Source organism: Streptomyces sp. NPDC051136 (assembly GCF_044455745.1).
GTDB lineage: Bacteria > Actinomycetota > Actinomycetes > Streptomycetales > Streptomycetaceae > Streptomyces.
Genome location: NZ_JBITFE010000008.1, coordinates 459792 through 473752, shown reverse-complemented (window position 1 = coordinate 473752; position 13961 = coordinate 459792). Strand labels below are relative to the sequence as shown.

Below are 13961 nucleotides of genomic sequence, written 5' to 3'. Positions count from 1 at the left end.
CGCCCGGTTACATTTCGAACCCGGAAGCTAAGCCTTACAGCGCCGATGGTACTGCAGGGGGGACCCTGTGGGAGAGTAGGACGCCGCCGAACAATTATTAGAGGGCTGGTCCCGGAACTTCGGTTCCGGGACCAGCCCTTTTTTGTTTTCCGTCACTTCGAGTTCACGTTCTGCGCCGACCATCACAGGTATGGGTACTGCAGCATTGCTCAGGGCCGCCGGCATAGGCGTCGGTGACGAGGTCGTCGTACCTGCCTTCGGGAACGTGGAAGTCGCCGAAGCCGTGGCCCTGGTGGGCGCGTCGCCGGTCTTCGCCGACATAGATCCGTCGACGTACTGCCTGGATCCCGCGCTGGTGGAGGGGGCGTTGACGTCTCGGACCGCGGCCGTGGTCGTCGTGCACCGCTTCGGGCGGCCGGCGGACATGGGCCCCCTGCACGGGACGGGGCAGCGGCACGGGCTGCTCGTGCTGGAGCACAGCGAGTCCGAGGCGCCGTACGACGAGATAGCGCGGCGCCGGCAGCGGGCGGCCTATCTCGACGGGAAGTTGAGGGGAGTGCGGACCCCGGACTGGGGTGACGGGCACACCTATCAGCAGTACGTGGTGCGGGTGCCGGGGAACGGGCGGCCGGACAGGGACGCGTTCGCCCGGGCGGTGCGGGACAGGGGAGTCGAGTGCCGGGTGCCGGTGAGAACACCCGTGCACCGGATGCCCGGATTCCGGCGGTGCGTGTCGCTGCCGGAGACGGAGCGGGCCGCCGACGAGACGCTCGCGCTGCCGGTCGAGGCCGCGTTGACGAAGCGGGACATGCAGCGGATCGTGTCCGCCTGCAATGCGCTCGGAGGGCTGCTGCAGCCCGCGTACTGACGGCAAGTCCGTGGTTGGGAGCACCGGCTTGTTCGGGGTATGATCTATTCCGTTGCCGCGAGGGAAACCTCGAAAGCGACAGGCCCCTATAGCTCAGTCGGTAGAGCGTCTCCATGGTAAGGAGAAGGTCAACGGTTCGATTCCGTTTGGGGGCTCCCTTCACGAAAGGCCCCGCCCGATTCGGGCGGGGCCTTTCGCATGTCCGAGGCCGGAGACGGCCCGGGCCCCGGGCCAAGTCCCGGGGCCCGCACGCTAGTCCGCGTGGGGCTCCGGGACGCGCATCGCGAGGATCGCCATGTCGTCGGACGGGGCGTCGGACGCGAAGCGCTCCACCGCGCGCATGATGCGCGCGGCCACCGCACCCGCCGTCAGGCCCGTGCAGGACGTGAGGACGTCGGCGAGGCCGTCGTCGCCCAGCATGCGCGTGCCCTCACGGCGCTCGGTGACGCCGTCCGTGACGCACAGCAGCACGTCGCCCGGGTCGAGGGTGACCGTCTGCTCGTACAGCTCCAGGTCCTCGATGACACCGAGGAGGGGCTGGGGCTCGGCGGCCGGCTCGACCGTGCCGTCCTGACGGAGGCGGAGCGGGAGCGGGTGGCCGGCGCAGACGACCTTCAGCTCCGCGCTGCCGTCCTCCTGCGGACGCATCTCGCCGTACAGGAGGGTGAGGAAGCGGCTGCGGGCGCCCTCGTCGAGGATGGCCGAATTGAGGCGCTGCAGGACCGCCGGACCGCTCAGACCCTCGCGGGCCAGCAGGCGCAGGGCGTGCCGGGCCAGGCCGGTGACGGCCGCGGCGTTCGGCCCGGTACCGCAGACGTCGCCGATGGCGAAGCCGTACGCGTCGTCGCTGATGGGGAAGAGGTCGTAGAAGTCACCGCCGACCTCGTTGCCCTCGCCGGCCGCGCGGTAGATGACCTCGACCTCGACGCCGTCGATGACGGGCAGCTCCGGGGGCAGAAGGCTGCGCTGGAGGGACTGGCTGATGGCGGTGCGCTCCGAGTACAGCCGGGCGTTGTCCAGGGCCAGGGCGGCCCGTCGGGAGAGGTCCTCGGCCAGTTCGAGGATTTCCTGGCGGAAGTGGTCGTCGGTGGGCTTGCCGAGGGTGAGCATGCCGATGACGCGGTTGCGGGCGACCAGCGGGAGGACGACGGTCTCGCCGCCGACCGCGGAGGCGGTGGCGAGGGTCGGGCCGAGGCCGGTGCTCATCGGCTGCGCGACGCCGCCGCTGAGGCCCAGGTCGCGCATGGAGGTGCGCAGCGCCGCCTGGTGGGCCATCTCGGCCGGAGCCGTCCAGACGCGGGCACCCGGGGTGGGCACCGGGTCGGGCGGGGCGATCTTCGACAGGAGGGACTTGATGCCGTCGATGAGCTCCTCGTCCTCGTGCAGGACGTAGGAGAGGTACGGGTCCGAGGACTGGTCGGCGATCGTGTAGACGGCGCACCAGGTGGCCAGCGTCGGGACCGTCATCTGGGCCATCAGGGCCAGCGTCTGGTCGCGGTCGAGGGTGCCGGCGAGCAGATCGGAGGCCTCGACCAGGAAGCTCAACGAGCCGCGGCGCAGCCGCTCCAGCTCGCCGAGACGCGCCGACTCGACGGCCAGCGCGATGCGGTCGGCCGCGAACTGCAGGCGCAGCGCCTCCTCGTTGGAGTACCGGCCGGCCGCCTCGGCCGCGACGCCGAGGGAACCGGTGAGGCGGCCCTCGACCTTGAGGGGGACGGTGACGACCGAGCGCATGCCGGTGCTGTCCAGGAGCGGGACCGCGCCGGGGACGGCCTCCAGGTCGTCGTGGACGGCGGGCATGCGCGCCGAGCCGTAGCGGCCGGGCCCCGCCTCGACGGGGACGCGGGCGAAACGCTGGCGGGCGGAGGGCAGTCCGGTGGAGGCGCGGACCTCCAACTCGGTTTCGTCGTCGGTCGCCAGGAGCAGGAAGGCGGCGTCGGCGTCGAGCATGTCGCGGGCGCGCTCGACCGTGCGCTGGAGCAGGCCGTCGAGGTCGTCCGGGGCAGGGGAGCCGATGAACACCTCGAAGGGGTCCGCGCTCTGGCCCTCGGAGGACGGCGAGTCGGAGGCGGGCACGCGCAACGGGGTCTGCAGCACCGCGCGTTCGTGGTCGCGGACGAGGAGACACACCGTGGAGGGCTCGCCGTCCGCGTCGCGGACGCGCAGGTGGGAGGCGTAGACCGGGGTGACGCGGCCGTTGGCGCCCCGCATGCCGTAGCTGCCCTCCCAGCGGGAGAGCTGCAGGGCCTCGGCGATGCCGGTGCTGGTGCCGGGGGTGTGCGGCCAGGCGGCGAGGTCGGTCAGCGGCTTGCCGGTGACCTGGTCGGGGGAGTAGCCGAAGAGGTCCTCGGCGTCCTCGCTCCACGACGAGATGGCGCCGGTGCGGTCGATCTGGACGACGGCGACGCGGACCCTGCCGTCGGCGAGCGGCAGCAGGGCGGCGGGGAGGGAGGGGCCGGCGGCGCGGGTGCCGACCGGGCGCTCGGGCAGGTGGAGGTGGAACCAGACGTTCTTCAGCGTGGGCGTGTACTCGACGCCCCAGCGGTCGGCCAGTGCCGCGCACAGCTGGAGGCCGCGGCCGCCCTCGCGGTCGAGGCTGCCCATGGTGGCGGGGGAGCCCTGGAGCGGGACCTCGCGTTCCGGATAGTGGTCGGCGACCTCGATCCGTACGCCGTCGTCGCTGCGCAGGCACACGACGTCGGCGGTGGTGCCGGCGTGGACCACGGCATTGGTCACCAGCTCGCTGGTGAGCACCACGGCGTCGTCGACGATGTCGGCGTGGCCCCAGCCCTGGAGCGTGTCGCGGACGAAGGACCGGGCACTGGCCACGGACCGCCCGACGGGCTCGAAGCTGGCGGCCGCGCGCGCGGTGATCACAGAACTCCTCGACCCTCTCTCCCCGTGCACGGCCTCCTGGCCGCCGGGCTCGACCCGCTGCTGCGGGAGTCCACCCGTCGGTCCGGGATCCGGGGGCTGCTCCCCCGGGATCAGTCCGGTGGTCATTCCGGCCGCCCCTCCGATGCCCGCTCGTCTCCGTGCCACCGCCCAGACCGGATGGACCGGTCGGCTGGACAGCCGTAAGCAAGGTTACTTACCTTCGCCGTCCATTCGGATGCCGGTCTGCAGTGTTTCCGCCCAGAGGGTGTGCGGACGATGTGCGAAGCTGCCGAACTGTTATGGCCTGGTTCGGCCGGGGTGAAACACTGGGCAGGCTGCTTGTGAAGGTCCGGGCAGGTGAATGCGCGCCGAGTCGGGTGGGCAGCAGCCCTGGAAGCGGTCCGGTCACCGGGCCGGATCGTGCGGCAGTACGGAAGTGAGTGGCAGTGATCCGGTCCGCCATGCGGCGGGGACCGGGCACAGCGGTATCGGTCGACCCTTGCGGGAGGGACACAGTGGAGTCTGGCGCAGCGGCGCGGGCCACGAAGACGCGCGCGAAAGGCGGACAGTCCCTGAGCAACCAGGGCACATCGCGGGGCGGCGGTGCGCGCAGCGGCAGTACGACGGTGGACACGGCCGCGCTGAACCGGCTGCTCGCGGCGCTGGTGTCGATGCGGGAGGGCAACTTCCGCAGGCGGCTCACCGTGTCCGGCGACGGCGTGATGTCGGAGATCGCGGCGGTCTTCAACGAGGTGGCCGACCGCAATCTCCACCTCACGGGCGAGCTGGCGCGGGTACGGCGAGTGGTCGGACGTGAGGGGAAACTCACCGAGCGGCTGGAGACCGGGGCCTGCGAGGGGTCCTGGGCAGCCGCGATCGACCACTCGAACGCGCTGGTGGACGACCTCGTGCGGCCCGTCTCCGAGGTGAGCCGGGTGCTGTCGGCGGTCGCGGACGGTGACCTGTCGCCCCGTATGGAGCTGCGGACGCAGAACGACGAGGGCACCGGGCAGCCGTTGCGCGGCGAGTTCCTGAAGGTCGGCCGGACCGTGAACAACCTGGTCGACCAGTTGTCGACGTTCACGGACGAGGTCACGCGGGTGGCCAGCGAGGTCGGCACCGAGGGCAAGCTGGGCGGTCAGGCCCGGGTGCGCGGTATGTCCGGTTCCTGGAAGGACCTGACGGACTCCGTCAACACCATGGCGTACCGGCTCACCGCCCAGGTGCGGGACATCGCGCTGGTGACGACGGCGGTGGCCAAGGGCGATCTGTCCCGGAAGGTCACGGTGCACGTGGCCGGGGAGATGCTGGAGCTGAAGAACACCGTCAACACGATGGTGGACCAGCTCTCCGCGTTCTCCTCCGAGGTGACGCGCGTGGCCCGTGAGGTGGGCACCGAGGGCGCGCTGGGCGGGCAGGCGCAGGTGCCGGGCGTGGCCGGGGTGTGGAAGGAGCTGACCGACTCCGTCAACACCATGGCCGGGAACCTGACGGCCCAGGTGCGGGAGATCTCCCACGTGACGACGGCGGTCGCCAACGGCGACCTGTCGAAGAAGGTGACGGTGCCGGCCCGGGGCGAGGTCGCGCAGCTCGCCGAGACGATCAACCAGATGACCGAGACGCTGCGGATCTTCGCGGACGAGGTCACGCGCGTGGCCAACGAGACCGGTGGTGAGGGGCAGCTCGGCGGGCAGGCGAACGTGCCGGGCGCCGCCGGCATCTGGAAGGACCTGACGGACTCCGTCAACACGGTCTTCCGGAACCTGACCACGCAGGTGCGCGACATCGCCCAGGTGACGACGGCGGTGGCCAGCGGCGACCTGTCGCAGAAGGTCACCGTGGACGTGGCCGGCGAGATGCTGGAGCTGAAGAACACCGTCAACACGATGGTGGACCAGCTGTCCGCCTTCGGTGCCGAGGTCACGCGGGTGGCGCGTGAGGTCGGGGTCGAGGGCGAGCTGGGCGGCCAGGCGCAGGTGCCGGGGGCGGCGGGGACCTGGAAGGACCTCACCGACTCCGTCAACACCGCGTTCCGCAACCTCACCGGTCAGGTGAGGAACATCGCCCAGGTGACGACGGCGGTGGCCAACGGCGACCTCTCGCAGAAGGTCACCGTGGACGTCTCCGGCGAGATGCTCCAGCTGAAGAACACCGTGAACACGATGGTCGACCAGCTGTCGTCCTTCGCCGACCAGGTGACGCGGATGGCCCGGGACGTGGGCACGGAGGGGCGCCTCGGCGGTCAGGCGCGGGTCGACGGCGTGTCGGGGACCTGGAAGGAGCTGACGGACTCCGTCAACTCCATGGCCGGCAACCTGACCTCCCAGGTGCGCAACATCGCGCAGGTGACGACGGCCGTGGCGCGCGGTGACCTGTCCCAGAAGATCGACGTCGACGCGCGCGGCGAGATCCTGGAGCTGAAGAACACCATCAACACGATGGTCGACCAGCTCTCCAGCTTCGCCGAGCAGGTCACCCGGGTAGCCCGTGAGGTGGGCACGGAGGGGCGCCTCGGCGGTCAGGCGCAGGTGCCGGGGGTCGCGGGCGTGTGGCGCGACCTGACGGACTCCGTGAACGGCATGGCGGGCAACCTCACCGCGCAGGTGCGCAACATCGCGCAGGTCGCGACGGCGGTGGCGCGCGGTGACCTGTCCCAGAAGATCACCGTGGACGCGCGCGGGGAGATCCTGGAGCTGAAGAACACCCTGAACACGATGGTGGACCAGCTGTCGTCGTTCGCCCAGGAGGTCACCCGCGTCGCGCGCGAGGTGGGCACCGAGGGCATCCTCGGCGGCCAGGCGGAGGTGCAGGGCGTCTCCGGCACCTGGAAGGACCTCACGCAGTCCGTGAACGGCATGGCCAACAACCTGACCATGCAGGTGCGCAACATCGCCGAGGTCACCACGGCGGTGGCCAAGGGCGACCTCTCGAAGAAGATCACCGTCGACGCCAAGGGCGAGATCCTCGAACTGGTCACCACCGTCAACACCATGGTCGACCAGCTGTCGTCCTTCGCCGAGCAGGTGACGCGGGTCGCGCGTGAGGTGGGCACGGAGGGCATCCTCGGCGGCCAGGCGAGCGTGCCCGGCGTCGTGGGCATCTGGAAGGACCTCAACGACAACGTCAACCTGATGGCCAAGAACCTCACGGTCCAGGTGCGGAACATCTCGCAGGTGGCCGCGGCCGTCGCCAACGGCGACCTGACGCGGACGGTGACGATCGAGGCGCGCGGCGAGGTCGCGCAGCTCGCCGACACCTTCAACACCATGGTGCGGACGCTGCGGTCCTTCGCCGACCAGGTGACCAAGGTGGCCCGCGAGGTGGGCACCGACGGCATCCTGGGCGGCCAGGCGCAGGTGCCGGGCGTGTCGGGGACGTGGAAGGATCTCACCGAGTCGGTGAACCAGATGGCGTCCAACCTGACCGGTCAGGTGCGCAACATCGCCATGGTCACCACGGCGATCGCGAAGGGCGACCTGACCAAGAAGATCGACATCGACGCGCGCGGCGAGATCCTGGAGCTGAAGACGACCATCAACACGATGGTGGACCAGCTGTCGTCCTTCGCCGAGGAGGTCACCCGCGTCGCCCGTGAGGTGGGCACGGAGGGGCAACTGGGCGGTCAGGCGCGCGTGCGGGACGTCGACGGCACCTGGCGGGACCTGACGGAGTCCGTGAACGAGATGGCCGGGAACCTCACCCGGCAGGTGCGGGCCATCGCGCGCGTGGCGACCGCCGTGACGCGCGGCGACCTGAACCTGAAGATCGACGTGGACGCCTCCGGGGAGATCTCGGAGCTGCAGGACTACATCAACAAGATGATCGCCAACCTGCGCGACACCACGATCGCCAACAAGGAGCAGGACTGGCTCAAGGGCAACCTGGCCCGGATCTCCGGCCTCATGCAGGGCCGCCGGGACCTCCAGGACGTGGCCTCGCTGATCATGAGCGAGCTGACGCCCGTGGTCTCCGCGCAGCACGGGGCGTTCTTCCTCGCGATGCCGCTGGTCGACGGCCAGGAACAGGCGGGCGCCGAGGGCGACGCGTACGAGCTGCGGATGCTCGGGTCGTACGGCTACTCGATGGGGTCCATGCCGACCTCGTTCCGGCCGGGCGAGGCGCTGGTGGGCACCGCGGCCAAGGAGAAGCGCACGATCCTCGTGGAGAACGCGCCGAGCGGCTACCTGAGGATCAGCTCCGGGCTCGGCGAGGCGCCGCCCGCCCAGGTGATCGTGCTGCCGGTGCTCTTCGAGGGGCAGGTGCTCGGCGTGATCGAGCTGGCGTCGTTCACGCCGTTCACGCACATCCAGAAGGACTTCCTCAACCAGATCGCCGAGATGATCGCGACCAGCGTCAACACCATCTCCGTCAACACCAAGACGGAGGTGCTGCTGAGCCAGTCGCAGGAGCTGACCGAGCAACTGCGGGAGCGGTCGGAGGAGTTGGAGCAGCGGCAGAAGGCGCTCCAGTCCTCCAACGCCGAACTGGAGGAGAAGGCCGAGCTGCTGGCGCAGCAGAACCGCGACATCGAGGTGAAGAACACCGAGATCGAGGAGGCCCGGCAGGTCCTGGAGGAGCGCGCCGAGCAGCTCGCGGTCTCCATGCGCTACAAGAGCGAGTTCCTGGCCAACATGTCGCACGAGCTGCGTACGCCGCTCAACTCGCTGCTGATCCTGGCCAAGTTGCTCGCCGACAACGCCGACGCGAACCTGACGCCGAAGCAGGTCGAGTTCGCCGAGACGATCCACGGTGCGGGGTCGGACCTGCTGCAGCTCATCAACGACATCCTGGACCTGTCGAAGGTCGACGCGGGCAAGATGGACGTCTCCCCGACGCGCATCGCACTCGTCCAGCTCGTGGACTACGTGGAGGCCACCTTCCGACCGCTGAGCGCGGAGAAGGGCCTGGACCTGTCGGTACGGGTCTCGCCGGGACTGCCCGCCACCATGCACACGGACGAGCAGCGGCTGCTCCAGGTGCTGCGCAACCTGCTGTCGAACGCGGTGAAGTTCACCGATTCCGGCTCCGTCGAGCTGGTCATCCGCCCGGCCCGGGACGAGGTGCCGCAGGCCATCCGGGAGCAGTTGCTGGAGGCCGGTTCGATGAACGACCCGGACGCCGAGCTGATCGCGTTCTCCGTCAGCGACACGGGCATCGGGATCGCGGCCAGCAAGATGCAGGTGATCTTCGAGGCGTTCAAGCAGGCCGACGGCACGACCAGCCGCAAGTACGGCGGTACGGGCCTGGGACTGTCCATCTCGCGGGAGATCGCGCAGCTGCTGGGCGGCGAGATCCAGGCGCAGAGCGAGCCCGGCCGCGGTTCGACGTTCACGCTCTACCTACCGCTGCACCCGAGCGAGCTGCCCCCGAACGGCTACCCGCAGGCCCTGCCCGCCACCGAGGCGGGCCCGCGGCCGGCGGCCCTGGCGCGTGCCGACGCGCCGGAGGCGGAGGCCGGCATCCCGGCCGAGGCCAAGCCGCACCAGGACGCGCACAACGGCGCGACCGCGCTGTTCCGGCGCCGCCGCCGGCCGGCCGCGACCGATGAGCTGCCCGCGGTGCGGGAGCGGCAGTCGGACGCCGAGCAGGAGCCGTCGCACCAGTCGACCCGGGGGATCCGGTTCGGCGGGCAGAAGGTGCTGATCGTGGACGACGACATCCGCAACGTCTTCGCCCTCACCAGCGTCCTGGAGCAGCACGGCCTGTCCGTGCTGTACGCCGAGAACGGGCGGGAGGGCATCGAGGTCCTGGAGCAGCACGAGGACGTCGCGGTCGTCCTGATGGACATCATGATGCCCGAGATGGACGGCTACGCGACGACCACGGCGATCCGCCGGATGCCCCAGTTCGCCGGCCTGCCGATCATCGCGCTGACCGCGAAGGCGATGAAGGGCGACCGGGAGAAGGCGATCGAGTCCGGTGCCTCCGACTACGTGACGAAGCCGGTCGACCCCGACCACCTGCTGACGGTGATGCAGCAGTGGATGAACGACACGAACGAGGAGTGAGCGCCGGGAGCCGCGCCTCCGGCCGGCGTCGCCGGGCGCGACCGGGGCCGGCGGGACGTGCCCCGTACGTCCGGACACCGTGACCGTAGTACCTTCGGGCACGGTGTCCGTGTACGCGGGGGCACCTTCCGTGCGGCCCGCTCGGGCGGTGTGCGAACGTGGAGTGTGTGCCGGCGGGAACCTTCACCGTTCACGCGGTCGCTGACTCAGCGTGCTCGGAGTCGTGTAGAAGTGCGGGATTCGGGGAACCTTCTGGTCTCCCGCCGCGTTTCTGCTACGAGCACAGTGACATCACGGTGACAGGGTGTGGCGACGGGCGGGGTGCGGCTACGATGACCGGCACAAGGACGGACGGCGCAAGGGAGCCGTCCCCCGGGGCGGCACCCGCCGGTGCCGCGTCGAGTCCTGTGGACAGGGGAGGCCCCACGCCGGGGCGAGGAGGGCGGGCCATGGTGCAGAAGGCCAAGATCCTCCTGGTCGATGACCGGCCGGAGAATCTGCTGGCGCTGGAGGCGATCCTCTCGGCGCTCGATCAGACGCTGGTGCGGGCATCGTCCGGGGAGGAAGCGCTCAAAGCACTGCTCACGGACGACTTCGCGGTCATTCTGCTGGACGTCCAGATGCCGGGCATGGACGGTTTCGAGACGGCCGCGCACATCAAGCGGCGGGAGCGGACCCGGGACATCCCGATCATCTTCCTCACCGCGATCAACCACGGCCCCCACCACACCTTCCGCGGGTACGCGGCGGGAGCGGTGGACTACATCTCCAAGCCGTTCGACCCGTGGGTGCTGCGCGCCAAGGTCTCGGTCTTCGTCGAGCTGTACATGAAGAACTGCCAGCTGCGCGAGCAGGCGGCGCTGCTGCGCCTCCAGTTGGAGGGCAACGGCAAGGCCGAGGCCGGCGAGGTCAAGGAGCCCGCCGGGTTGCTCGCCGAGCTGTCGGCACGGCTGGCGGCCGTGGAGGAGCAGGCGGAGGCGCTGTCCAAGCAGCTGGGCGACGAGTCGACGGACGCCGCGGCGGTGGCGACGGCCGCCCACCTGGAGCGCAAGCTCACCGGGCTGCGGCGGGCGCTGGACGCCCTGGAGCCGGGCACGTCCGGAGGCCAGCCCGCGGTCAACTGACGCCCCGGACGCGTCCGCTGGCCCCTGAGGTCTGCCGAGGCGGGCCGAGCGGCCGCCATGAAGACGATCTGTGAGGGCTTGTCAGGGGCTGTACCGGAAGCGTCAGTTCCGGTGCCCTGTGTGAGCGACACGAACGGGTGAAGCGGTGGGCACACGTGTCGACCGCCGTCTCCCCCGGTAACCTCACACCTATGGCCTCACGTCCCTCCGCAGCCAAGAAGCAGCCCGCGAAGAAGGCGGCCGCTCCCGCGAAGGGTCCGGTCAGGAAGGCCGCCGCCAAGAAGGCGCCCGCGAAGAAGGTGCCCGCCAAGAAGGCCGTGGCGAGGAAGCCCGCGCCGAAAGCGGCTCCCAGCCCCACCGGGGGTCTCTACCGGCTGGTGCGGGCGCTCTGGCTGGGCCTCGCGCACGGAGTCGGCGCCGTCTTCCGCGGCATAGGGCAGGGCGCCAAGAACCTCGACCCGGCCCACCGCAAGGACGGTGTCGCCCTGCTGCTGCTCGGTGTCGCGCTGATCGTCGCCGCGGGCACCTGGGCCGACCTCAAGGGTCCCGTCGGCGACCTCGTCGAGATCCTGGTGACCGGAGCCTTCGGGCGTCTGGACCTGCTCGTGCCGATCCTGCTCGGCACCGTCGGCGTACGCCTGATCCGGCACCCCGAGAAGCCCGAGGCCAACGGGCGGATCGTGATCGGTCTGTCCGCGCTCGTCGTCGGCGTGCTCGGGCAGGTGCACATCGGCTGCGGCTCACCCGCCCGCAGCGCCGGCATGCAGGCCATAAGGGATGCCGGGGGCCTCATCGGCTGGGGCGCGGCGACCCCGCTGTCGGCCACGATGACCGACGTCCTGGCCGTGCCGCTGCTCGTGCTGCTCACGGTCTTCGGGCTGCTCGTCGTCACCGCCACCCCGGTCAACGCCATTCCCCAGCGGCTGCGGCAGCTCGGGGTGCGGCTCGGTGTGGTCGGCGACCCGGAGGCGGACGCCTACGCGGACTTCACGGACGACGACGAGCGCTACGACGAACAGTGGCGCGAGGCGCTGCCCGCCCGGTCCCGCAGACGCGGGACACCGGCCGCCGTGGAGCAGCCGTACGACCACGACGCGGCCGAGCAGGAGGCGCTCGGCCGGCGGCGCGGCAGGCCCCGCCGGTCCGCCGTGCCGCAGCCGGAGACGAACCGTCCGATGGACGCCGTCGACGTGGCCGCGGCGGCCGCCGCCGCGCTCGACGGCGCGGTCCTGCACGGCATGCCGCCCTCGCCGGTGGTCGCCGACCTCACCCAGGGGGTCGGCACCGGGGACCGCGAGCCGACGACCCCGACGCCCACACCCGTACCCGCCGCGCGGCCGCAGCCGGGGAAGCTCAAGAAGGACGCCGCCAAGGCGCCCGCGGAGGAGCCGTCAGGCGGGAGCGTCCCCGACCTCACCAAGACCCCGCTGCCCAAGGAGCGGGACCTGCCGCCGCGCGCCGAGCAGCTCCAGCTCTCCGGCGACATCACCTACTCGCTGCCGTCCCTCGACTCCCTCACGCGCGGCGGCCCCGGCAAGGCACGCAGCGCCGCCAACGACGCCATAGTGGACTCGCTGACCACCGTCTTCACCGAGTTCAAGGTGGACGCCCGCGTCACCGGCTTCACCCGCGGCCCGACGGTCACCCGCTACGAGGTCGAGCTGGGCCCCGCCGTGAAGGTCGAGCGGATCACCGCGCTGACCAAGAACATCGCCTACGCCGTCGCCAGCCCCGACGTGCGGATCATCAGCCCGATCCCCGGCAAGTCCGCGGTGGGCATCGAGATCCCCAACACCGACCGGGAGATGGTCAACCTCGGCGACGTGCTGCGGCTCGCGGAGTCCGCCGAGGACGACGACCCGATGCTGGTCGCCTTCGGCAAGGACGTCGAGGGCGGCTACGTCATGCACTCGCTGGCGAAGATGCCGCACATGCTGGTCGCCGGCGCCACCGGCTCCGGCAAGTCGTCCTGCATCAACTGCTTGATCACCTCGATCATGATGCGGGCGACCCCGGAGGACGTCCGGATGATCCTGGTCGACCCCAAGCGCGTCGAGCTGACCGCGTACGAGGGCATCCCGCATCTGATCACGCCGATCATCACCAACCCGAAGCGGGCCGCCGAGGCGCTCCAGTGGGTCGTGCGCGAGATGGACCTGCGCTACGACGACCTCGCCGCCTACGGCTACCGGCACATCGACGACTTCAACCGCGCGGTGCGCGAGGGCAAGGTCAAGCCGCCCGAGGGTAGCGAGCGTGAACTCCAGCCCTACCCGTACCTGCTGGTGATCGTGGACGAGCTGGCCGACCTGATGATGGTCGCGCCGCGCGACGTCGAGGACGCGATCGTCCGGATCACCCAGCTCGCGCGGGCGGCCGGCATCCACCTCGTGCTCGCCACCCAGCGGCCGTCCGTGGACGTCGTCACCGGCCTCATCAAGGCCAACGTGCCCTCGCGGCTCGCCTTCGCCACCTCCTCGCTCGCCGACTCCCGGGTCATCCTCGACCAGCCCGGCGCCGAGAAGCTCATCGGCAAGGGCGACGGCCTCTTCCTGCCGATGGGCGCGAACAAGCCGACCCGTATGCAGGGCGCGTTCGTGACGGAGGAGGAGGTCGCGACCGTCGTCCAGCACTGCAAGGACCAGATGGCGCCGGTCTTCCGCGACGACGTCACCGTCGGGACGAAGCAGAAGAAGGAGATCGACGAGGACATCGGCGACGACCTCGACCTGCTGTGCCAGGCGGCCGAGCTGGTCGTCTCCACGCAGTTCGGGTCCACCTCGATGCTCCAGCGCAAGCTGCGCGTCGGCTTCGCCAAGGCCGGGCGGCTGATGGACCTGATGGAGTCCCGGAGCATCGTCGGACCGAGCGAGGGTTCGAAGGCTCGTGACGTTCTTGTGAAGCCTGACGAGCTGGACGGCGTGCTCGCGGTGATCCGGGGGGAGTCTGAAGGGTAGGGACGGATGAGCGAAGAGTTCCGGCGGAGGAGGTCACGACGGCCGGCCGGCCGATCGTGACTCACCCGTTAGGGATCATTGAGCAACCGTTTCCCCGTGCTCTACGTCAAGTTGAGGAAAGTACAAA

5 protein-coding genes, 1 tRNA gene and 1 rRNA gene are annotated in these 13961 nt (G+C 70.5%); 6 read left to right on the top strand and 1 reads right to left on the bottom strand.

Features of this window, described 5'->3' with window-relative positions:
• The 3 genes from rrf to ACIBCJ_RS24940 all read left to right on the top strand — a co-directional run.
• Positions 1-92 (top strand): 5S ribosomal RNA (gene rrf, locus ACIBCJ_RS24950); the annotation flags it as partial.
• 113 nt (positions 93-205) lie between these two features.
• Entirely contained in the window at positions 206-868 is a 663-nt protein-coding gene (locus ACIBCJ_RS24945; RefSeq protein WP_362105220.1) for a DegT/DnrJ/EryC1/StrS family aminotransferase, read from the top strand.
• Positions 869-950: 82 nt separating this feature from the next.
• Positions 951-1023 (top strand) — tRNA-Thr (locus ACIBCJ_RS24940).
• A gap of 97 nt (positions 1024-1120) precedes the next feature.
• On the opposite strand, the gene ACIBCJ_RS24935 is transcribed toward ACIBCJ_RS24940, so the two are convergent.
• A complete protein-coding gene (locus tag ACIBCJ_RS24935) occupies positions 1121-3871 on the bottom strand; it encodes a SpoIIE family protein phosphatase (protein WP_362105211.1) in 2751 nt (916 codons plus the stop codon).
• Between the two features lie 389 nt (positions 3872-4260).
• Here ACIBCJ_RS24935 and ACIBCJ_RS24930 point away from each other — a divergent pair, with 389 nt between their 5' ends.
• The 3 genes from ACIBCJ_RS24930 (at position 4261) to ACIBCJ_RS24920 (ending at position 13834) form a co-directional block, all read left to right on the top strand.
• Entirely contained in the window at positions 4261-9753 is a 5493-nt protein-coding gene (locus ACIBCJ_RS24930) for a HAMP domain-containing protein (RefSeq protein WP_365978464.1), read from the top strand.
• Between the two features lie 449 nt (positions 9754-10202).
• Positions 10203-10877 (top strand): two-component system response regulator, encoded by a 675-nt coding sequence (locus ACIBCJ_RS24925; RefSeq protein ID WP_133890074.1) that lies wholly within the window; start codon positions 10203-10205, stop codon positions 10875-10877.
• 191 nt (positions 10878-11068) lie between these two features.
• Entirely contained in the window at positions 11069-13834 is a 2766-nt protein-coding gene (locus ACIBCJ_RS24920; RefSeq protein ID WP_362105204.1) for a DNA translocase FtsK, read from the top strand.
• The last annotated feature ends 127 nt before the right edge of the window (positions 13835-13961 follow it).